The sequence below is a fragment of the Streptomyces rimosus subsp. rimosus genome (assembly GCF_000720725.1).
Taxonomy (GTDB): Bacteria; Actinomycetota; Actinomycetes; order Streptomycetales; family Streptomycetaceae; genus Streptomyces; species Streptomyces rimosus_A.
Genome location: NZ_JOCQ01000067.1, coordinates 25,088 through 44,738, shown reverse-complemented (window position 1 = coordinate 44,738; position 19,651 = coordinate 25,088). Strand labels below are relative to the sequence as shown.

General features: G+C 68.8%; 18 protein-coding genes. 10 read left to right on the top strand and 8 right to left on the bottom strand.

What is annotated here, in order from left to right:
• Together IH45_RS0128835 and IH45_RS0128830 are read left to right on the top strand one after the other, a co-directional pair.
• Positions 1-651, top strand: a 651-nt coding sequence (locus IH45_RS0128835) for a GntR family transcriptional regulator (RefSeq protein ID WP_030674826.1), incomplete at its 5' end; no start/stop codon positions are given.
• Entirely contained in the window at positions 648-1,973 is a 1,326-nt protein-coding gene (locus IH45_RS0128830; RefSeq protein WP_030674824.1) for an MFS transporter, read from the top strand. The genes IH45_RS0128835 and IH45_RS0128830, both read left to right, overlap by 4 nt.
• Positions 1,974-2,043: 70 nt before the next feature.
• Here IH45_RS0128830 and IH45_RS0128825 read toward each other — a convergent pair whose 3' ends face one another.
• Positions 2,044-2,868 (bottom strand): maleylpyruvate isomerase family mycothiol-dependent enzyme, encoded by an 825-nt coding sequence (locus IH45_RS0128825; protein WP_030674821.1) that lies wholly within the window; start codon positions 2,866-2,868, stop codon positions 2,044-2,046.
• Between the two features lie 143 nt (positions 2,869-3,011).
• On the opposite strand from IH45_RS0128825, the gene IH45_RS0128820 reads away from it, so the two are divergent.
• Positions 3,012-3,800, top strand: a complete 789-nt coding sequence (locus IH45_RS0128820; RefSeq protein WP_030674818.1) for a carbon-nitrogen family hydrolase — start codon at positions 3,012-3,014, stop codon at positions 3,798-3,800.
• 34 nt (positions 3,801-3,834) lie between these two features.
• Here the strand turns inward: IH45_RS0128820 and IH45_RS0128815 are convergent, their stop codons facing one another.
• A complete protein-coding gene (locus IH45_RS0128815; protein WP_030674815.1) occupies positions 3,835-4,329 on the bottom strand; it encodes an LURP-one-related/scramblase family protein in 495 nt (164 codons plus the stop codon).
• Between the two features lie 146 nt (positions 4,330-4,475).
• Between IH45_RS0128815 and IH45_RS0128810 the strand changes: the two genes are divergently transcribed.
• Complete coding sequence (locus IH45_RS0128810; RefSeq protein WP_030674812.1) at positions 4,476-4,664, top strand: hypothetical protein; 189 nt, start codon at positions 4,476-4,478, stop codon at positions 4,662-4,664.
• Between the two features lie 118 nt (positions 4,665-4,782).
• Positions 4,783-6,630: an NHL domain-containing thioredoxin family protein gene (locus IH45_RS0128805; RefSeq protein ID WP_030674809.1), complete on the top strand. Its 1,848-nt coding sequence runs from the start codon at positions 4,783-4,785 to the stop codon at positions 6,628-6,630.
• A gap of 43 nt (positions 6,631-6,673) precedes the next feature.
• Here the strand turns inward: IH45_RS0128805 and IH45_RS0128800 are convergent, their stop codons facing one another.
• The 3 genes from IH45_RS0128800 to IH45_RS0128795 all read right to left on the bottom strand — a co-directional run bounded on the left by IH45_RS0128800 (position 6,674) and on the right by IH45_RS0128795 (position 8,665).
• Positions 6,674-7,333, bottom strand: a complete 660-nt coding sequence (locus IH45_RS0128800) for a DUF4232 domain-containing protein (protein WP_030674806.1) — start codon at positions 7,331-7,333, stop codon at positions 6,674-6,676.
• A gap of 277 nt (positions 7,334-7,610) precedes the next feature.
• Complete coding sequence (locus IH45_RS1000000147045; RefSeq protein ID WP_078897830.1) at positions 7,611-7,802, bottom strand: DUF397 domain-containing protein; 192 nt, start codon at positions 7,800-7,802, stop codon at positions 7,611-7,613.
• An 11-nt stretch (positions 7,803-7,813) separates the two neighbouring features.
• Positions 7,814-8,665, bottom strand: coding sequence for a helix-turn-helix domain-containing protein (locus IH45_RS0128795; RefSeq protein ID WP_030674803.1), 852 nt, complete (start codon positions 8,663-8,665; stop codon positions 7,814-7,816).
• Positions 8,666-8,937: 272 nt separating this feature from the next.
• Between IH45_RS0128795 and IH45_RS0128790 the strand changes: the two genes are divergently transcribed.
• The 4 genes from IH45_RS0128790 to IH45_RS0128775 all read left to right on the top strand — a co-directional run bounded on the left by IH45_RS0128790 (position 8,938) and on the right by IH45_RS0128775 (position 15,560).
• Complete coding sequence (locus IH45_RS0128790) at positions 8,938-9,423, top strand: ATP-binding protein (protein ID WP_030674800.1); 486 nt, start codon at positions 8,938-8,940, stop codon at positions 9,421-9,423.
• Positions 9,424-10,032: 609 nt separating this feature from the next.
• Complete coding sequence (locus IH45_RS0128780; protein WP_158813309.1) at positions 10,033-14,697, top strand: DUF6531 domain-containing protein; 4,665 nt, start codon at positions 10,033-10,035, stop codon at positions 14,695-14,697.
• A complete protein-coding gene (locus IH45_RS1000000147035) occupies positions 14,657-15,160 on the top strand; it encodes an Imm50 family immunity protein (protein WP_078897829.1) in 504 nt (167 codons plus the stop codon). The genes IH45_RS0128780 and IH45_RS1000000147035 overlap by 41 nt, the downstream gene beginning before the upstream one ends.
• On the top strand, positions 15,147-15,560 hold the full coding sequence (locus IH45_RS0128775; RefSeq protein ID WP_030674795.1) for an Imm50 family immunity protein: 414 nt from the start codon (positions 15,147-15,149) through the stop codon (positions 15,558-15,560). Before IH45_RS1000000147035 ends, IH45_RS0128775 begins: the two co-directional genes overlap by 14 nt.
• Before the next feature lie 136 nt (positions 15,561-15,696).
• On the opposite strand, the gene IH45_RS0128770 is transcribed toward IH45_RS0128775, so the two are convergent.
• Together IH45_RS0128770 and IH45_RS0128765 are read right to left on the bottom strand one after the other, a co-directional pair.
• On the bottom strand, positions 15,697-15,927 hold the full coding sequence (locus tag IH45_RS0128770) for a DUF6458 family protein (protein ID WP_030674793.1): 231 nt from the start codon (positions 15,925-15,927) through the stop codon (positions 15,697-15,699).
• 97 nt (positions 15,928-16,024) lie between these two features.
• Positions 16,025-16,744, bottom strand: coding sequence for a DUF4232 domain-containing protein (locus IH45_RS0128765; protein ID WP_030674790.1), 720 nt, complete (start codon positions 16,742-16,744; stop codon positions 16,025-16,027).
• Positions 16,745-17,134: 390 nt separating this feature from the next.
• Between IH45_RS0128765 and IH45_RS0128760 the strand changes: the two genes are divergently transcribed.
• Positions 17,135-17,617: a peptidoglycan-binding domain-containing protein gene (locus tag IH45_RS0128760; RefSeq protein WP_030674788.1), complete on the top strand. Its 483-nt coding sequence runs from the start codon at positions 17,135-17,137 to the stop codon at positions 17,615-17,617.
• Between the two features lie 102 nt (positions 17,618-17,719).
• Here the strand turns inward: IH45_RS0128760 and IH45_RS0128755 are convergent, their stop codons facing one another.
• On the bottom strand, positions 17,720-19,651 hold the full coding sequence (locus tag IH45_RS0128755; protein WP_030674786.1) for an AfsR/SARP family transcriptional regulator: 1,932 nt from the start codon (positions 19,649-19,651) through the stop codon (positions 17,720-17,722).

Below are 19,651 nucleotides of genomic sequence, written 5' to 3'. Positions count from 1 at the left end.
ACCCCCACCCCCGCCAAAGCCCCGCCCGCCGCCGAGCGCGTCTACGCGTACGTCAAGCAGGCCGTACTGGAACGGCGCTATGAGGGCGGCATGCTGCTCACCGAAGGCGAGCTGGCCGAGGCGGTCGGCGTATCGCGCACGCCCGTACGGGAAGCGCTGCTGCGCCTTGAGGTCGAAGGGCTGATGAAGCTCTACCCGAAGAAGGGCGCCTTGGTCCTGCCGGTCTCCGCGCAGGAGATCGCGGACGTGGTGGAGACCCGTCTGCTGGTCGAGGAGCACGCGGCCCGCAAGGCCGTGCCGGCCGCTCCGGCGCTCATCGCCGAGCTGGAGGAGCAGCTCGCGAAGATGGAGGAGCTGGCCGCCTCCGGCGACCTCGCCGCGGTCTCGGTCGCCGACCGCTGCTTCCACGCGGCGATCGTGCGCAGCGCGGGCAACCAGATCCTGGACCGGCTCTACGAGCAGCTGCGCGACCGGCAGCTGCGGATGGGCGTCGCCGTGATGCACGCCAACCCGGACCGCATCGCGAAGAACATCGCCGAGCACGGGGAGATCCTCCAGGCCCTGCGCGCCGGGGACGCCGCCGCGGCCGTGGACGCCGTGCACCGGCACGTCAGCTGGGTGCGGAACCTGGCACAGGGAGATGTCCGATGAGCGGCGGAACGACGGCCGGGTCCCGTGGCGCCCTGCTGCCCGGCGACCCGCCCGGCGGCCGCAAGGCCATGGCGGTCTGGGGCATCGGCGTCGCCGTCTACTTCGTGGCGATCACCTACCGTACGAGCCTCGGCGTGGCCGGACTGGACGCGGCGGAACGTTTCCACATCAACGCCTCCGCGCTGTCCACCTTCTCCATCCTCCAACTGCTCGTCTACGCGGGCATGCAGATACCCGTCGGCCTGCTGGTCGACCGGCTCGGCACCAAGAAGGTGCTGATCCTGGGCGTGGTGCTGTACACCGCCGGCCAGTTCGGCTTCGCGCTGTCGCAGTCGTACGCCATGGCGCTGGGCTCGCGGGCGCTGCTCGGCTGCGGCGACGCGATGACGTTCATCAGCGTGCTGCGGCTGGGCGCACGCTGGTTCCCCGCCCGGCGCGGCCCCCTGATAGCCCAGATCGCCGCCCTCATCGGGATGGCGGGCAACCTCATCTCCACCCTCGTCCTCGCCCGGCTGCTGCACACCTTCGGCTGGACCCCGACCTTCGCCGCCAGCGCGCTCGGCGGCATCGTCGTCCTCGTCCTGGTACTGGCCTTCCTCAAGGACCACCCCCAGGGTTACGAGCCCGCCCCGGCGCCCGCCACACACACCGGAGCCGCCTTCGTCCGCCGCCAGATAGCCGACGCCTGGCGCGAGCCGGGCACCCGGCTGGGCATGTGGGTGCACTTCACCACCCAGTTCCCGGCGATGGTCTTCCTGCTGCTGTGGGGCCTGCCGTTCCTCGTGGAAGCCCAGGGCCTGACGCGCGGTGAGGCAGGCGAACTGCTCACCCTCGTCGTGCTGTCCAACATGGCCGTCGGCCTGGTCTACGGGCAGGTCATCGCCCGCCACCACGCCGCCCGTACGCCGCTGGCGCTCGGCACCGTCGCCGTCACCGCGCTGCTGTGGGCGGCCACGCTGGCCTGGCCGGCCGACCACGCCCCCGTATGGCTGCTGATCGTGCTGTGCACGGTGCTCGGCTCCTGCGGCCCCGCCTCGATGATCGGCTTCGACTTCGCCCGCCCGGCCAACCCGCCGGAGCGCCAGGGCACCGCCTCCGGCATCGTCAACATGGGTGGCTTCACCGCGTCGATGACGACGCTGCTGGCGATCGGCATCCTGCTGGACGCCACCGGCGACAACTACCGCGTCGCGTTCGTCTCGGTCTTCGTCCTCCAGGCGCTCGGCGTCACGCAGATCCTGCGGCTGCGCGGCCAGGCGCACCGGCGCGAGCGGGAGCGGCTGGTGACGAGCCGGGTGGAGGCGGTGCACGTACCGGTGTGAGGGGCGCGGGGGCACCGGCCGGCGCGCACTGCCGTACGCGCGGCGGCGACCGGCTACGGAGCGCCCGTCCTCACGGCGTGATCGCGAAGTGCTCCAGAATCGCCTCCGCCAGCGCCCGTTCGCCGTCGATCTTGACCTGGTCGGCGACGGCGGCGGGCCGCACCCGCCCGCAGGCCAGCCGGAGGAAGATCTCCCAGTCCATGGAGAGCGTCACGGCCGGGCCGAGCGAGACACTCTCGTCGATCGTGCCGTTGCCCTGCGCGTCGATCCGGACCGTCCGCATGAACTCCAGCGCGCCGCTCACATCGAACACGACGGCCGAACCGGCGGGCGCGCCCGCCTTCTTGGCGACCACCATCGGCAGCGCGAGCAGCAGCAGGTCGCGGGTGAGCTGGCCACCGGGGGAGTCGAGGTTGCCGGGCAGGTGCAGCGCGTGGCGCAGGTCCTGTTCGTGGACCCATACGTCGAACGCCCGCTGCCGCAGGGCGTACGCCAGCGTGCGCTCCTCGCCGAGCGGGGTGCGCAGCACCGTCTCGGGGTCGCGGGTCTCGTTGCGCAGCGACCGCGCCCGACGGATGATCATGTACTCCAGCTCGGCGGTCATCTCCGGACCGGTGTGGTGCCGCCGCACGTCCACCTGGAGCTCCATCCGGCGGGCGAAATCCGTGCGTACGTGATAGAGGTCGCGCGGCAGAGAATGGATGGGCCGGGGGTCCCCCAGCATCTCGCTCTCCAGGCCGATGATGTGCGAGACGACGTCGCGCACGGACCACCCCGGAAGGTCCGTCGCCCGGTTCCACTCGCCTTCGACCAGTGGCTTGACCAGCTCGGATATCGCTTCGATGGAGTGCGTCCAGGCGTCGATGGAGGGCTGCAGGCTGGGATGGACGGTCACGGAACCCCTCGGACGGTCGTACGCGGGCTGCTGTCTGTGCAGTTAAGTTACGCTGCGCACGGGCACCCCGGCAGTGCTTTCGGGTGACCATCGTAGGTCGATTTTTGACGGCGAACCGGCTCGAATGCTTAGGCGGTGGTACTGTGCGCGCTTCACTGATCCAGCTTCATGTGGATACGGCGGAACCGGTCAACGCACGGCGGGAGCGGACCGGTTCACTGGTCCGCGAGCGCGCGACCAGCGATCTCGTCGTCCTCCCCGAGCTGTGGCCGGTCGGCGCCTTCGCGTTCGAGACGTTCGCCGACCAGGCGGAACCGTTCGAAGGGCCCACATATCAGGCGATGTCGGAAGCCGCCCGGGACGCCGGAGTCTGGCTGCACGCCGGCTCCTTCGTGGAGCGGGCCGCCGACGGCACCCTCTACAACACCTCCCTCGTCTTCTCCCCGGACGGCGGGCTCGCCGCCTCCTACCGGAAGATCCACCGCTTCGGCTTCGACAAGGGCGAGGCGGTCCTGATGGGCGCCGGTGACAAGCCCGTCACCGTTCCCCTCCCCGACACCACCCTCGGCCTGGCCACCTGCTACGACCTGCGCTTCCCCGAACTCTTCCGCCAGTTGGTGGACGCGGGCGCGCAGACCCTCGTCATCCCCGCCGGCTGGCCCGCCCGCCGCCGCGCGCACTGGTCGCTGCTGGCCCGCGCCCGCGCGGTGGAGAACCAGAGTTACGTACTGGCCTGCGGCACCGCGGGCACGAACGGCGGCGTCGAGCAGGCCGGCCACAGCGTCGTCGTCGACCCGTGGGGCGAGGTGCTGGCGGAGGCCGGCCCGTACGAGGAAGTGCTGACCGTGGAGCTGGATCCGGCCAAGGTGAGCAAGACCCGATCCGACTTCCCGGCGCTGCGCGACCGGGTGCTGGGTCTGGAGACCCCGTAACCGTGGGTGAGGCCGTAACCGGGGACCCCGGGCCTCAATCCTCCCCCCGCTCCCTCTCCGCCAGCCGGATGACACACACCGCGACGGCGATCAGCAGCGACGGATCGGCGTCCTCCCGCACCACCTGCACCGCGTAGGTGTCCCGTACGGACAGCCAGCGGCGCGAGATGTCCGCCAGCAGTTCGCCGTCGTACTCGACGGCGAACTCGCGGTCCAGGATCTTGCCGCTGACGTCCAGCTCGGTACCGTCCACCAGCTCCACGCGGTAGTGGTTGCGCAGCAGCGACAGCCGCTTGCGCCGGATGGTGGCCAGCGGGCGGTCGTCCCGCTCGATGGTCATGGTGTCGCGCAGGGCGAGCCACTTCTTGCGGATGGTCACCAGGACGCGGCGCTGGGGGTCCTTCAGCTCGAAGGTCTCACGCAGCCGCAGCGCCTTTCCGTCAACGAGATAGGCGTGCCGCCCATGCTCGTCATCGATCCAGTAATCGTCACCGATGCCGAAAATCCGGTCGTGCACGAGAAACCTCATGCCGGACATGTTCCCGGCCCCCACCCGGCAACGCCCCGCACCCCGCCCCGACACGCCGCCGCCCGGCCCGTACAGGCAGGTGGCCTTGCCCGCCCTCTGCGCGGGTCCTTCGCCGCCTTGAGGCACCGCGCACGGACCATGGCTTCATGGCAGACGCGGCGACCGAACGACGCTTCACCCCGGAAGCCGGCTGCGCCCGGTGCACTCAGCTGGACCGGGCCCGCCGCCGGGCAGCAGCCGCCTACGACCACAGCGCCGAGACGGACGCCCGGGTGCTGATCAGGCACCACATGCGCGCGGAACACGGAAGGGAGCTGGAGGTGGGGTGGATGTAGGGGCGGCCACGGGCTGTGGCCGTGAGGGCGGCCCGGGGCCGTGGACGTAAGAGCCTCCCGGAGCCGCGTGTCGTACACCCGTGACCGCGTGTTCATGCCCAGGTGGCACCCTTGAACCATGAACGACGCCGCCCCCGCCCCGCACACCCCGCGCCGCGCCCGTGTCCGCGCCCCCGAGCTGATCGGCAAGGGCGGCTGGCTGAACACCGGCGGCAAGGACTACACCCTTGCCGACCTGCGAGGACGCATCGTGATCCTCGATTTTTGGACCTTTTGCTGCGTGAACTGCCTGCACGTCCTCGACGAGCTGCGGAAGCTGGAGGAGCGGCACCGGGACACCGTCGTGATCATCGGGGTGCACTCGCCGAAGTTCGTGCACGAGGCCGAGCACCAGGCCGTGGTGGACGCCGTGGAGCGGTACGAGGTCGAGCACCCGGTGCTGGACGACCCCGAGCTGGCCACCTGGAAGCAGTACGCGGTACGGGCCTGGCCGACCCTCGTCGTCATCGACCCCGAAGGGTACGTCGTCGCCCAGCACGCCGGTGAGGGGCATGCGCACGCCATCGAGACGCTGGTGGCCGAGCTGGAGGCGGAGCACGAGGCGAAGGGGACGCTGCGGCGCGGGGACGGGCCGTACGTACCGCCGGAGCCGGTCGCCACCGACCTGCGCTTCCCCGGCAAGGCCCTGCGCCTGCCCGGCGGCACCTTCCTCGTCTCGGACACCACCCGGCACCAGCTCGTCGAGCTGGCCGCGGACGGCGAGACCGTACTGCGCCGGGTCGGCAGCGGTGAGCGCGGCTTCGGCGCGGACGCCTTCAGTGAGCCGCAGGGCCTGGCGCTGCTGCCGGACGGCAAGGTCGCGGTCGCCGACACGGTCAACCACGCCATCCGTACGTTCGACCCGGAGACCGGCGAGATCGCGACCGTGGCCGGGACCGGCAAGCAGTGGTGGCAGGGATCGGCGACCTCCGGCCCCGCCCTTGACGTCGATCTGTCCTCGCCCTGGGACGTGGCCTGGTGGCAGGACCGGCTGTGGATCGCGATGGCGGGCGTACACCAGCTGTGGACGTACGACCCGGCGACCGGGACCGTCGAGGCGGCCGCCGGTACGACCAACGAGGGCCTGGTGGACGGGCCGGCCGCGGAGGCGTGGTTCGCGCAGCCGTCCGGTCTCGCCGCGGCCGGTGACCGGCTGTGGATCGCGGACTCCGAGACCAGCGCGGTGCGCTGGCTGGACACGGACCTCGTCGTGCACACCGCGGTAGGCACCGGCCTGTTCGACTTCGGCCACCGCGATGGCGCGGCATCCCAGGCCCTCCTCCAGCACCCGCTGGGCGTCACCGCGCTCCCTGACGGCTCGGTCGCCGTCTCCGACACGTACAACCACGCGCTGCGCCGCTACGACCCGGCGACCGGCGAGGTCAGCACGCTCGCGACCGACCTGCGCGAGCCGTCCGACGCGGTGCTGGTGGGCGGCGAGGGCTCCGGCGACCCGGAGATCGTCGTGGTCGAGTCGGCCCGGCACCGGCTGACCCGGCTGCGGCTGCCCGAGGAGGCCGTACGGGTCGAGTCGGTCGCCCACCGCACCCAGCGCGCGGCGACCGAGGTGGGCCCCGGCAAGCTCCGCCTCGACGTCATCTTCCAGGCCCCCGCGGGCCAGAAGCTGGACCTCCGGTACGGCCCGTCCACCCGCCTGCTGGTCAGCTCCACCCCGCCCGAACTGCTGGCGTCCGGCGACGGCGCGGACACCGACCTCAGCCGCGATCTGGTGCTGGCGGACGGCGTGACGGAGGGCGTGCTGCACGTCTCCGCGATGGCGGCGTCCTGCGACGACGACCCGGCGATCGAGTACCCGGCCTGCCATGTGCACCAGCAGGACTGGGGCGTTCCGGTGCGGGTTGTCGAGGGCGGGACGGAGCGGCTGGCGCTGGTGCTGGCGGGGATGGACGAGGCGGCCGCCGAGTGACGACGGGCCGGCCCGGCATCCCCGGGCCGGCCCGCCCGCCCCCCTACCCCTTCGGCTTCGTGTAGCTCTCCGCCCGGTTCAGCGTGCTCTGCCAGTACGTGACCTGGGAGGCGCCGACCGCCACCGGCGCGTTACGGAAGTCGACGCGCTGCGGCGGCCCCTTCGGGGAGCCGTTCAGGTCACTGCCGCTGAATTCGATCGTCGCGTAGGTCTTCTTGCCGCTGCCCTTCTGGGCGGCGGTGGCGGTCGGAATGCTTGCCCAGACCGTCCCCTTGGGCCGTACGGTCTCCACGTCGCCACCCATCACATTGCTGTCCTTGAGCAGCGGCAACGGGTCCTTGGCGCCGTTGAAGCGGATCAGCGGGTGGTTGTAGACCAGGCAGGAGCGGGTGCTGCTGGTGTTCACGGCCTTGATCACGACATGATCGTTGGGCGCGTGCGAATAAATCTCGAACCGGAACATCCCGGGCCCGCACGCCCGCGCACCACGCGACCCGGCCGCCGCACCGGCGCCCGCCCCGGCTGCCGCGCCACCACCGATGATCTTTTTCTTCTTGCTCTTGGACGAGGACTTCGACGACGACTTCTTCGAGGTTTTGCTGCTCTTCGAATTCCCGGAACAGCCGGTCAGAGCGACCGACCCGGCCATCGCGACGGCGAGTGCCGCGTACGCGGCGGGGCGGCGGGAGCGGCGTGCGGTCATGGGGTCCCCCAGTGGTGTCACTGCGTTCGGTGGTGCGGGTTGGGCGGGGCGTGTGTGGGTGGCATGGCAACGACACCATAGCGAGTGGGGCGCGGGGCGCCAGCGGCGTCATGTAGCGCCCGTATGAGCCTTAATGGGTATTTCTGGGCAGGCGGACGGGGCGCACGTGGTAACAGGTAGGCCCGGTCCTTGTTCACTCGCTGTCGAACGCGGTCGATGACCAGGACATGGCCGTGTGGCTCGCCCAGGGCACTCTCGCCTTACAGGTCGCCCATCCCTATCGAGTGCCGACTACGTCGGTCTTTATGCCGATGAGTAGGCCTCGGAACGCGCTGGGGCCGGTCATGATGGTGCGGGTGCTGTCTTCGCTTTCGCGGAGCGCTATGTGGCTGTTGGTCGAGGCGATTTCGACGCAGTTATTACCGGATGCCTCGGAGAACGAGGATTTGAGCCACTGCGGTTCGTGCACGGTCGCTCCTCCTAAAGGGTAGCGGCGATGGAGAGGATGAGATCCCTCGACTTCTTCGGATTCAACGCCACTCCTTCGACACAGTCCATACGTCGACGGAAGTTGGCCAGGTGAGTCGGTGAATCGAAGAAGATGGCGCCGACGGGCGAGTCCACTTCCACGGTGTCCAGGTGAGGGTTCGCAGCCGAGGCGTAGATCAGGGAGCCCTCGGCCATGGGGAAGCCGCCGGCGTCGAAGGGAATCACCAGCATCCGGACGTTGGGGCGTTCGCTCTCCTGCAGGAGATGCCTGAGCTGTTCCTTGGCGGTCTTCCGCCCTCCGATCTGCATACGCAGGGCTGTCTCGTGGATCGTTGCCACGTAAGGAATGCCCGGCTCCCGCGCCACCACACCGTGCCGTGCCAGGCGGTGGGCCACCCGCAATTCGATCTCCAACCGGGGCAGCGCGGGGATGTAGAGGTCGAACAGCGCCCGCGCGTGATCCTCGGTCTGGAACAGGCCGGGAATGTGCACCGTCTGCAGCGTCCGCAAGCTCGTCGCGTGGTGTTCCAGTTCCGCGACGTCCAGGAAGTCCGGCGGGATCTTGCCCCGGTACTCGTCCCACCAGCCCTTCGACCGGCCGCCGGTCATCGCGGCCAGGGCGTCGACCAGTTCGGGATCGTCGCATTCGTAGATGCTGGCCAGGCGGCGCAGACGCTCTTCGCTGATGCCGAACCGGCCCGCCTCGATGTTGGAGATCATCGTGCGGTCCGCGCCCAGCCGTTCGCCGGCCACCGGGGCGGTCATGCCGACGGCCTCGCGCAGGCGCCGTAGTTCGGTGCCGAATCGGCGTTGGCGGACGGTGGGGACTTGGCGTGGGGCCATGGGGCAACTCCTTGCTCGGGTGCCACAGCGTCTCGGCAGCCGATGCAGGGTTTCCATCGAATTCGATGGAAACACTCGTTGGAGTGACAGTGGTAGCACTCGTTAAGAAGCCGCCACTACGGTGTGTCCTACGTCACCAGATCGCCCGGTGCCGGCTCCACGGAAGTGCACCGCGCCCACAGACGCGGCAATGCCACCGCCCGCCCCCGAGCGTCACGACCCGTACGGAACGTATGTCCCGTACTCCTTCGCGCCCCGCATGGAGGTGCCCCGTGAACGTCGAACCGTGGCCCCCGAACCCCGAACCCCTCGCTTTCACCGATCCGTGGGAGTACGAACTCGCCTTCCCCGGCGACCCGCGCGGCCCAGGCATCGCCCGTATGACCCTGCGCGCGGTGCTGGCCGCCCACGGAGTGCCGGAACTCATCGAACGTGCCGAGCTGTTGACCTCGGAGCTGGCTACCAACTCCGTACGGCATGCCAAGGGCGCCGCAAGTGTCCGTCTCTGCTGGACGCATCCCGTCCTGCGGGTCAGCGTCTCGGACACGGCTCCATTCCTGCCCGCCGCGCTGCGGCCGCCCTCGCTGGAGGCAGGCAGTGGACGCGGCCTGTTCATCCTCGACCGCGTGGCGGATCGGTGGGGCGGTTGCGCGCTTGGGGACACGTTGCTCGGGCCGGGCGGCAAGAGCGTGTGGTTCGAATTGGCGGTACGTACCGGACCACCGCCCCCCGAAACGTCGCCCGCGCTGGCGGTCTGACCCGTAGCGAAAGGGCCGTGAGCCGTGAACACAACTCAGGGCGACATGAGCCGCCCGCCCGTACCCGTACCAGGCTGTGAGACGTGCGCCGCCCTCGCCGCGCAGCGCGCCGAGGCCCGGTCACGATTCGACGGCAGCGCACAGACCGACGCCAACGTTCTCATGCGTCAGCATCAGCGACGGGAACACCGCCGATGACCCGGCGGACCTTCCGATACGTGCCCTTCACCATCGTCCAAGACCGAACGGCAGAGCCGGAGTACGAGGACCGTTGCGTGTCCGGAGACGAAATGGAGTGCGGTGCGGACAACGCACCGAGGCCGGTCGAGTAGTGGCAGCGGGAGCATGCGCAGGAGTCGGGTCACCGGCTATACCGCCGTAACTTCGGCAATTCCTCGGTATACGGCCTCCGCCCGGCTTTGCCGGACTCGTGCTGTCGGCCGACGTGGGCGCTCGTAAGGGCGAGCGGACTGACATGGCTCACCTTAGGTGATCGGCACACCGCTGGGTGCATACCGTCCCGCAGGTGATTCGGCGCTGTGTTTCCCAGGTGGGAGAGTGCGGTGAGAAACTCCTGCTACAGGATGTTCATTAGGGGGCGGGTTTCGCGTGGGTGTTGTGCTGCCGGGGTGGGCAGATGAGCTGCTGGACCTGATCGGTGTGTCGTGGCCGAACGTGGACGAGGACGACTATCGCGAGATGGCCACCGCCATGCGCGAGTTCGCCGGCGACATCGACGAGGGAGCCAACGAGGCGCATGACGCGATTCAGGGACTGGTGGGGTCAGCTGGCGGATCCCTGGCCGTCGAGGCCCTGAACGCGCATTGGGGAAAGGTCAACGGCAGTCACCTCAAGGGGCTCGCCGACTGCGGCCGACTCGCGGCGACGGCAATGGACGGTGTGGCCGTCCTCATCGAGGGCGCGAAGATCGGTGCGCTCGTCCAGTTGGGCATCTTGGCGGCCGAGGTGATCGCAGCGCAGGCCGCGGCTCCGTTTACCTTCGGGCTGTCGGAGCTGGGAGCTCTTGGGGCGACGCAAGCGACCCGGTTGATTTTGAAACGCCTGTTCAAAGAGGTCTGCCAGCAGGTCGCCGAACAGGTGGTCAGCATAGCCCTCACACCGGTTGAGGAAGCACTCGGTGCGATGGTCGGAGACCTGGTGGTTCAGCTGGGGGCCAATGCCCTGGGTGTCCAGGACGGTGTCGATCTCGGCCGAACGGCCAAGGCAGGAAAAGAAGGCTTCGGCCAAGGCGTACAGGACGCCAAGGATGCTGCCAAGTCAGCTGCCGACAACCCGATGTCTCTGCTCAGCGCGGGTGGCGGCACCGGCAGCGGGGGTGGTAGCGCCGGCAGCGGTGGCTTCACTTTCGACAAGGATGAGCACGACCGGGTCGTCACGAGTTTGCAGAGTGCGGGCGGTACGTTCCGTAACAAAGCCGGCGGGAAGATCGGTAAGGCCAGAGGGCACCACGGTCGGACGCGGGGCAAGGACGCCATAGCGGACGCGGCCAACGTGATGCTGGACAAAGTCATCGAGGGCATCGAGGACGGCGTAAAGAAGGCAGCCAAGCACCTCGACGACAACATGACCCGCGGCATCAAGCAGATGGCCAAGAATCATCACGAGAACGACCGGAAGCTTTCCGACCACTTCCACGGCCTCCGCAAAGGAAGCAGCGACACCACTAAAGGCCCGGGCGGAGGCGGCGAACTCAGGAAAGCTGTCCGCGGCAAGGGGCCTGGCCGGGGTAATTCGCAAGCGCGCCCTGCCTCGCTGCGCAAGGGCGCAGGTGAGCCGCGCGAACATGCCACCCCGACCCGCGGTCGTTGCCTCAACGGCGACCCGATTGACATGGTCACCGGTGAGATGGTGATGAGCCAGACCGATGTGACCCTTCTCGGTCGGATGCCCCTGCTTCTGCGCCGCACGCACCTTTCTTCCTACCGCTCGGGGCACTGGTTCGGTCGTTCCTGGGCCTCGACTCTCGACGAGCGCCTGGAGATTGACGCGGAGGGTGCAGTATTCGCCTCCGAGGACGGGATGCTGCTGGTATATCCGGTGCCGCAGCCCGGTGGGGAAGTATTCCCTGTAGAGGGGCCGCGCTGGCCCCTTGAATGGGACATCGTCCGCAGGGATCGTTTTACGATCACCGATCCGGTGACCGGAATCTCCCGCCTCTTCTCGGCTCCTGAACAAGGCTGGCCCGCTACCGGACCGGCCTATCAGCTGCCCTTGCGATCGTTGGAAGATTGCAACGGTCAGCGTATCGATCTGATACGGAGCGAGAACGGTGATCTGTGCGAGATCAGCCACAGTGGCGGCTACCGCATCAAGGTGAGCGTCCAGCAGAGCCGGATCACGGCATTCCACCTGCTGGAAGCTGATCCGTCTGGGCCCGGCACGCTGCTGCTCAACTTCGCATACGATGCGGCCGGAAACCTCACGGAGGTCTACAACTCCGCTGAGCAGCCTTTTCGCTTTACCTATGATGACGACGGAAGAGTCACCTCGTGGACCGACCGGAACGACTCCGGATATCAATTCTTCTATGACTCGCAAGGGCGCGTCAGTCGCGGACTCGGGCCCGATGGTTTCCTGTCTGCCACCCTCACGTACCACGATGCGCAGCGCACAACGATCTACACTGACTCTCTCGGGCATAAAACGACGTACGAGTACAACGAATTCGGCCAGGTAGTCCGGGAGACCGACCCGCTCGGAAACTCCGTCGTATCCGAGTGGGACCGGTACGACCGCCTGCTGAGTCGCACCGATCCGCTGGGGCGCACCACCCGCTACGAGCACGACATCGATGGCAACGTCGCAGCGGTCACGCGCGCAGACGGCACGCGGACGTCCGCGACGTTCAACGACTTCCGAAAGGTACTTACCGCCGTCGCACCCGATGGCGCCACCTGGAGGTACGCGTACGACTCCCGCGGCAACCGCACAGCAATCACTGATCCAGTCGGCGCGGAGACCACGTATTCCTACGATCAATACGGTCACATCAAGGACCGAATCGACGCTCTTGGCAATACGACGTCGGTCACCACCAATTCGGCCGGCCTCATCCTCACCCGCACCGACCCTCTCGGCAACACCACCCGGTGTGCCCGTGACTCTTTCGGCCGTGTGACCACCGTTGCCGACCCACTCGGCAACAGCACCCACACGCAATGGAGCATCGAAGGAAAACCCATCTCACGCACCGCCCCCGACGGCACGAGCGAATCCTGGGACTGGGATGCTGAGGGAAACCTCCTCACGCACGTGAACGCGTCGGGTGGCGTCACGCACCTCGAATACACCCATTTCGGCCTCATTGCGGCCCGCACCGGGCCGGACGGGGTCCGTTACGAGTTCACCTATGACTCCGAGCTACGGCTCATCCAGGTGGCCACGTCGCACGGGGGTACGTGGAGTTACGAATACGATCCGGCCGGCCGCCTTGTCGCCGAAACCGACTTCAACGGACGGGTTCTCGGTTACCGGCACGATGCAGCCGGACAACTGGTGTCGCGTGTCAATGGGGCCGGCCAGTCCATTTTTTACCATCGCGATGCGCTCGGCCGTGTGTGCGAGCGACGCCTTGAGTCCGGGGAGCGCACCACTTTCTCCTACGACGCGGCGGGCCGGCTCGTCCAGGCAGAGAACCCAGAGGCTCGGATTGGCTTCAAGCGGGACGCGCTCGGCCGGACCCTCGCAGGTACCTCCAACGGGCGCACCATTACCTACGCGTACGACCTCCTCGGCCACCGCACTGCGCGCCGTACACCCAGCGGCGTGCTCTCGGAGTGGACCTGTGACGCCGGTGCCCGTACCGCCACGCTCACCTCGGCAGCGGGCAGCATGTCCTTCGCCTACGACGCAGCCGGGCGTGAGACCAAGCGCATCCTCGGACCAGGCCTTCAGCTGACTCACAGCTGGGATGCCGTGAGTCACCTGCGCACCCAGGAACTCACCACCCCCGATGGCGAAGACCTCCTGCACCGAGCCTACGAGCGCCGCGCAGACGGCCACATCACATCGATCAACGACAGCGGCGGGCGGCGCGCCTACGAACTTGACGCCATCGGCCGCATCACCGGTGTGCATGCCGACCAGTGGAGCGAGAGCTATGCCTATGACGCCGCGGGAAACCTCATCCACGCGACCACCCCTGTCGGTGGCGAAGCGAATGGAGACCGCCTACACGCCGGAACCCTGGTGCTGCGGGCCGGCCGCGACTCCTATGAGCACGATGCGCAGGGGCGCGTCGTCAAGCGCACACGGCGAATGCTCAACGGGCAGACTCATATATGGACGTACACATGGAACGCTGACGACCGGCTTACCGACCTGACCACCCCGGACGGCGGTCGCTGGCACTACCAGTACGACCCCTTGGGCCGCCGCACGGCTAAACAGCGGCTCGCGCCCGACGGTGTGACCGTACTCGATCAGACCGAATTCACCTGGGACGGCACCACCCTGGTGGAGCAGGCCGAGGCAACAGGCCAGGTGACGACCTGGGACTACCTGCCCCGTACCAGGAAGCCGATCGCCCAGACCGAGACCCGGGCAGGGGACGGCACATCCTTTTACGCGATCATCTCCGACCTCGTTGGTACGCCCGGCGAACTGGTCACCCGCGAAGGCCGCATCGTCTGGCGGCAACGCACGACCGTATGGGGGGCTCCGCTCCCCCCGGCGGGTCATGAGGCGGTATGCCCACTGGGATTCCCGGGCCAGTACCATGATGACGAGTCCGGGCTGAGGTACAACTACTTCCGGTATTACTCGCCCGAAACCGCTTCATATCTGAGCCCGGACCCGCTCGGCCTGGCACCCGCCCCGAACCACCATGCATACGTACTCAATCCGCTGTCGTGGACCGATCCACTGGGTCTGGAGTGCCCGGACGCGGACCGCCACTACGACGAGGCGCGGCGCCAGGCATTTCGCGACGCCGGCATCCCTGAGGGTGCGGAGTGCTACGACTCGTGGATGGACCCGTACACGACTCCGGAATACGCGGGAAGCAAGCAGATCCTCGATGAGAATTATAACCCCATCTATTTTCCCGCGGAATTGCACCTGACCGAGTCTGGTGATGAAGTAATCTTCCAGGATCACTACACGGGGCACCGCAATCCGGGTGAAGAGGGGTACCAGCCCCCGCACCTTCACATCAGGCCGGCAAGTGACCCTCGAAACGGCGTGTACGAAGGATGCGAGGAGCACTATCCGTATGATCCAAAACTGGGCAGACCTCATTCACAATGGGGATAAACTCGGCGAGTTCTTCACGTCGATCCCGCCTCTGGAGCAAGTGCTGTTGCGGTCGGTTCACTTCAGCCGGTTTGGGCCCACGGTGATCCTTCGCCTGGACCTGCCGCGATTTCCCGACCGCCCGCTCCCCGAATGGGTGGAGCGCGGGTGTGACCGCCTCCAGTGTCACGTGCGGTTTCTGGCCGTGGACAACGTGTCGATGCGCCGATGGGAGCCGCCAGTGGTGGCTGACGTGCAACTGACGCCACTGGAACGGCGCCGCATCAAGGTGCGAGTCGCAAGTGACCAAACCAGCCTCGAATTCACGAGCAGCGATTCCTTGACCGTAGGGAGGGTGAGCGCATTTCGGTCACCCGGCTGCGGGCCGGATCGGGTGCGGCACTACTACGCGGGAAAAATGGACAGCCGGAAATACGAATGTGTTCCCAACGCGGAAGCGGCTACATACTATGAACAGTTCTGAAGCGGGCTGGATCGATCTTTTGGAGGATGAAGACGAGGCCAACAGGTTCTTCGACTCCGCGCCGGACCTGGGGCAGTGCGATCTTTTCTCCGTGCAGATCGACGAGCGAGACAAGGAACTCGCTATCGGCCTCGACCTCACGCGGCTCCCGGACAAGCCGTTGCCGGAGTGGGTCGAAAAAAACCTGAACGCTTTCAAGTTCTATCTGGCCTTCGGTCAACTGGAAGAACTTGCCATAGATGGCTGGCTGCACACCCCTAAAGATAGTGTTGCCATCAACGCGGCCGGGGGAGGGAGAGTGCAGGTGGAGATCCGTGGAGACGGTGAATGCATAAGGTTCACCTCCGGCTCCATCAAGATGTTCGGCAGCAGGGCCTATCGAGCGTCGTCGGTCCCTTGATGCGGGCGGACGGATGCCCGCCGGTCGACCGAATGCGGCTGCACGTCGGGCCCGGCGGGCAGCGCCTCACCTGGTGGTGGTGACGGACCGGTACGGGCTGGTGCCCGTTCCCTGGCAGTTTTCGTAATGCATCGGATCAGTCCTCGTAATGCATCCGATGCGTCTCCTCCACCACCGGTGCCGCCGGGCTCGGGGGCTGCATGCGGCGGCGTTTGAAGATGCTGACGTAGGCCGCGATGCCGATGATGCCTACGGCCATCAGGATCAGGCCGACGAGGTGGATGTTGACTCCGGCCATGTGCCAGTCCACCGCGAAGGTCAGGATGCCCCCCAGCGCGAGTAGACCGATGCACCATCCGATGCCCATGGTTTCCGCCTCCGTACGCAATTGGATGTTCCGGGCCGGTCGTTGACCGGGTACCCGGCGGCCGGGGTGCCAATCGCGTGGTGTGGGGAGGCGGTTGTCAGGGGCGGGCGGCGGTGTTCAGGGCGCGCTGCCAGGGGGTGACGCGCGCGTCGTCGGTCATGTGGGCGCCCTTCGGGAGCCGGATGCGGGTCTGGAGGCCGGGCAGGGCGCGGCCGTCGCGGTCGGTGAAGCCGAGCGAGAGGGTGCGGACCTCGCGGCCGGTGGCGGACGGCGTGATGGTGGCGTAGGCGCTGCTGCCGGGGGCGAGGGTGAGGGTGAGCGGGGTGCGGAGGGTTCGCTTGCCGCGTGGGGTGGGGGCGGAGTCCGGGCCGTCGGCCCGCAGGCGGGGGGCACCGTGCAGGTAACAGGTGTTACGGGAGGTGTTGGTGACCTGGAGGAGGACGCGGCCGGGCGGCTCCGGGAGCGGCTTGGCGGCCAGCGTCACCTTCGCCGGGTCGCAGGACGCGTGGGCCCCGGTGACGGCCTGGTCGGTGTGGGAGCCGGTCATCTCCGGGCCCAGCGGTTCGTCCGCACCGCCGGAGTCCTTGCCGAAGGGGTGGAACGGTTTGCCGTCGCTCGTCCTGAGCGCCTCCTGACCGCCGCACGCGGTGAGCAGCCCGAGGGCGGTCACCGCCAGCAGCCCGGCGGCAGCGGCCCGCAGGGTACGACGGGTGCGGGAGCGGGTGCGGGTGCGGGTGCGGGTACGGGCACGCCCGCCACCGCTGCGGCTGCGGTCGCGGCGTGCGGTGGCTGCCTCCGTAACGGTGTGGCGCGGCATGGGGTCTCCCGGGGTCGCTGCTCGTGCTGCATGCTGCGATGCCACCTTGACCTGCCGTGCTGCCGCTTGGCTAACGCTTCCCTAACGGAAGTGGCACGGAGTGGCCGCTGTGGCTGCGACGGGGACGGTACGAGACGCCGGTGGCGGTGCGTACCGGTTGGGAAGGTAGGTTTCGCGCCGAAATGCGGCCTGTCGCGTACTACCGGAAGGGTTCACCCGGCTTTCATCCTGCGGTGGGGTGCCCCGTGCGTCGACCCGTTGCACGCTCTTCCCGGGTCCGGCGGATCGGACCACGCGCCCCGGCATCGAATTCCCATCACCCATCACCCACCGCCCACCATCCACCTTCCGCCACCCACCACCCCGCACAGTCCGACACAAGGAGGACATATGCGTCGAAGAGGTGTTACGAGGACAGTTGTCAGCTTCGCCGCCGTCGCCGGCATCGCCGCCGGTGGCCTGGCGGGCGCCACATCCGTGGCCGCCCAGCCCGCCCAGCCCGCTCAGTACACCGCGCAGTACGGCATCGGGCACACCACCGGCCGCCTCGCACCGCTCGCCGTCAACAACCTCGGGCTGAACGCCAGCGAGGCCACGTGGGTCCAGTGCTTCATCAAGAGGTACTACGACTACAACGGCGCCCTGGACGGAAAGCTCGGCACCGACAGCTGGAAGGCCATGCAGCGCTTCCTCAAGCGGCACTGGGGCTACAACGACGACATCGACGGCATCGTCGGCAAGAACACCATCTCGGCACTTCAGCGCAACCTGAAGCAGTACCACGGCTACACGGGCAACATCGACGGCATCGCCGGAGCGAAGACCAAGGCCGCCTTCAAGGACTTCGCGGCCGACTCACGGCAGCACTGCTGAGGGACCGAGCGTCCGTACCCACCGGCCGAGCGGCGCCCCGAGCACATACGTACCCGAGGTGCCGTTCGGCCCGGCATCGGCCGGCCGGCGGAGATCAGGCTTTCAGTACCTCCCCCCGTCCCCCGCTCCCTCGTCCCGCGCGAACAACTGCGTCAGCGTGCTGATCGTGTAGACGTCGGTGGACTCCTCGTCCACCAGGTGCATTTCGGTGAGGCGGTCCAGGCCGTCCTGGATGTCCTCCGGGTCGGAGCCGGCGAGGGACGCCACGACGGACGCGTTCAGGTGGCCGTCGGCGTTGGCGGCGAGGGCTCTGAGCAGCCGCGCGTCGTCCGCCGAAAGGCGCGCCACGGACATCCGCAGGGCCGCCGCCACGCCGGTGTCCTCGGCGGACAGCAGGGCCAGTCGCCGCCGTTCGTCGCGCAGCGCGGCGGCGAGGCGGGTCAGCCGCCAGCGCGGGCGGGCGGTCAGCTGTGCGGCTGCCGCGCGCAGGGCGAGCGGCAGCCCGTCGCACAGGGCGACCAGTTCCCGCGCGGCGTCCGGGTCGTCGGCGACCCGTTCCGCGCCGAGCATCGCGCCGAGCAGCGCCGTACCCTCCGCCGCGCCGAGGGCCTGGACGGGCACCGGGCGGGCGACGTCGGTGGCGACCAGGCCGTCCAGGCGGCTGCGGCTGGTCACGACCGTCACACAGTGCTCCCCGCCGGGCAGCAGCGGGCGTACCTGCGCGGAACTCTGCGCGTTGTCGAGGACGACCAGCAGCCGCCGTCCGGCCACCAGCGACCGGAAGAGCGCGGACGCGGACTGCGCGGAGGTCGGCACGCGGTCCGGCGGGGTGCCGAGCGCGAGCAGGAAGTCGCGCAGGATCTCCACCGGTTCGGCCGCCGCGCCTTCGTTGAAGCCGCGCAGGTCCGCGAAGAGCTGTCCGTCGGGGAAGGCCTCGGCGTACGCGTGGGACCACTGCACGGCGCACGCGGTCTTGCCCACGCCGGCCGGGCCGGTGACGACGGCGAGCGGGCTCTCGCCGGGTACGGCGGAGCGCACCACGGCGCTCAGCGCGGCGAGCTGCTGCTCCCGCCCGAGGAAGCGGGCGGGTGGACGGGGAAGCAGGCGCGGGGCGGAGGAGCGCCCCGAAGGGGTGTCCGCGGCGGCCGGGCCGCGTACCGCCTGGGCGGGTACGCGGGGGTCCACGGGGGTGGATACGCGGGGGTCCACAGGGGCGGCGGCGCCCCCGGCCGTACGGGTGGGAGTCCGCCCGCCCCCGGCGGCCCTTGTGGTGTCCTTGGCGTTGCCCCCGGCCCCCTCGGCCCGCAGTATCTCCTCGTACGCCCTCTTGAGCCGCGCCCCCGGCCCGACGCCCAGTTCCTCGTCGAGGAGCCGCCGCGTCCGGTGGAACCACTCCATCGCGTCGGACTGCCGCCCCGTACGGAACAGCGCCTGCATCAGTTCGGCGACCATCCCCTCCCGGAGCGGGTTGTTGACCGCCGCGGTGTAGAGCACCGCGGCGGCCTGTTCGTGCTCGCCCAGCGCGCTGTGGGCCCGCGCCAGGGCCTCGGTGGCGGTCAGCCGCTGTTCCTCCAGCGCGTGCGCGGCGGCGGCGAACGGCGGGCTGGTGACGGTGCCGGTGAGCGCCGGGCCGCGCCACAGGCCCAGCGCTTCGCGGAGCAGCGGCACCGCGTCGCCGGGGGCCCCCTCCGGGCGCGCGAGCGCGACCAGTTCGCCGAAGCGGTGGGCGTCGATCAGCTCCTCCGGCAGGCGCAGCAGGTACGCCGAGCCGTGGGTGGCCAGTTCGATGCCGTACGCCTCGGCGCCGCCCCCGGCCAGCGTCGCGCGCAGCCGCGAGACGTGGCCCTGCACGACCGTACGGGCGTGCTCGGGCGGTTCGTCCTCCCACAGGGAGTCGATCAACTGCTCCAGCGGGACGGTGGTGTTGGGCTGCAGAAGCAGCAGCGCCAGCACACTGCGCCGCTTGGCGGGCCCGAGCGCCAGCTCACCGGAGCCGGTGGTGACGGATATCGGGCCCAGCAGGGAGAAGTCCAA

Bases quoted from the DNA above. Each gene is read 5' to 3' on its own strand.
- IH45_RS0128830 (WP_030674824.1), top strand. From the start codon at position 648: ATGAGCGGCGGAACGACGGCCGGGTCCCGTGGCGCCCTGCTGCCCGGC.
- IH45_RS0128815 (WP_030674815.1), bottom strand. From the start codon at position 4,329: ATGAGGTTTCTCGTGCACGACCGGATTTTCGGCATCGGTGACGATTAC.
- IH45_RS0128810 (WP_030674812.1), top strand. From the start codon at position 4,476: ATGGCAGACGCGGCGACCGAACGACGCTTCACCCCGGAAGCCGGCTGC.
- IH45_RS0128805 (WP_030674809.1), top strand. From the start codon at position 4,783: ATGAACGACGCCGCCCCCGCCCCGCACACCCCGCGCCGCGCCCGTGTC.
- IH45_RS0128800 (WP_030674806.1), bottom strand. From the start codon at position 7,333: ATGACCGCACGCCGCTCCCGCCGCCCCGCCGCGTACGCGGCACTCGCC.
- IH45_RS0128795 (WP_030674803.1), bottom strand. From the start codon at position 8,665: ATGGCCCCACGCCAAGTCCCCACCGTCCGCCAACGCCGATTCGGCACC.
- IH45_RS1000000147035 (WP_078897829.1), top strand. From the start codon at position 14,657: ATGATCCAAAACTGGGCAGACCTCATTCACAATGGGGATAAACTCGGC.
- IH45_RS0128775 (WP_030674795.1), top strand. From the start codon at position 15,147: ATGAACAGTTCTGAAGCGGGCTGGATCGATCTTTTGGAGGATGAAGAC.
- IH45_RS0128770 (WP_030674793.1), bottom strand. From the start codon at position 15,927: ATGGGCATCGGATGGTGCATCGGTCTACTCGCGCTGGGGGGCATCCTG.
- IH45_RS0128765 (WP_030674790.1), bottom strand. From the start codon at position 16,744: ATGCCGCGCCACACCGTTACGGAGGCAGCCACCGCACGCCGCGACCGC.
- IH45_RS0128760 (WP_030674788.1), top strand. From the start codon at position 17,135: ATGCGTCGAAGAGGTGTTACGAGGACAGTTGTCAGCTTCGCCGCCGTC.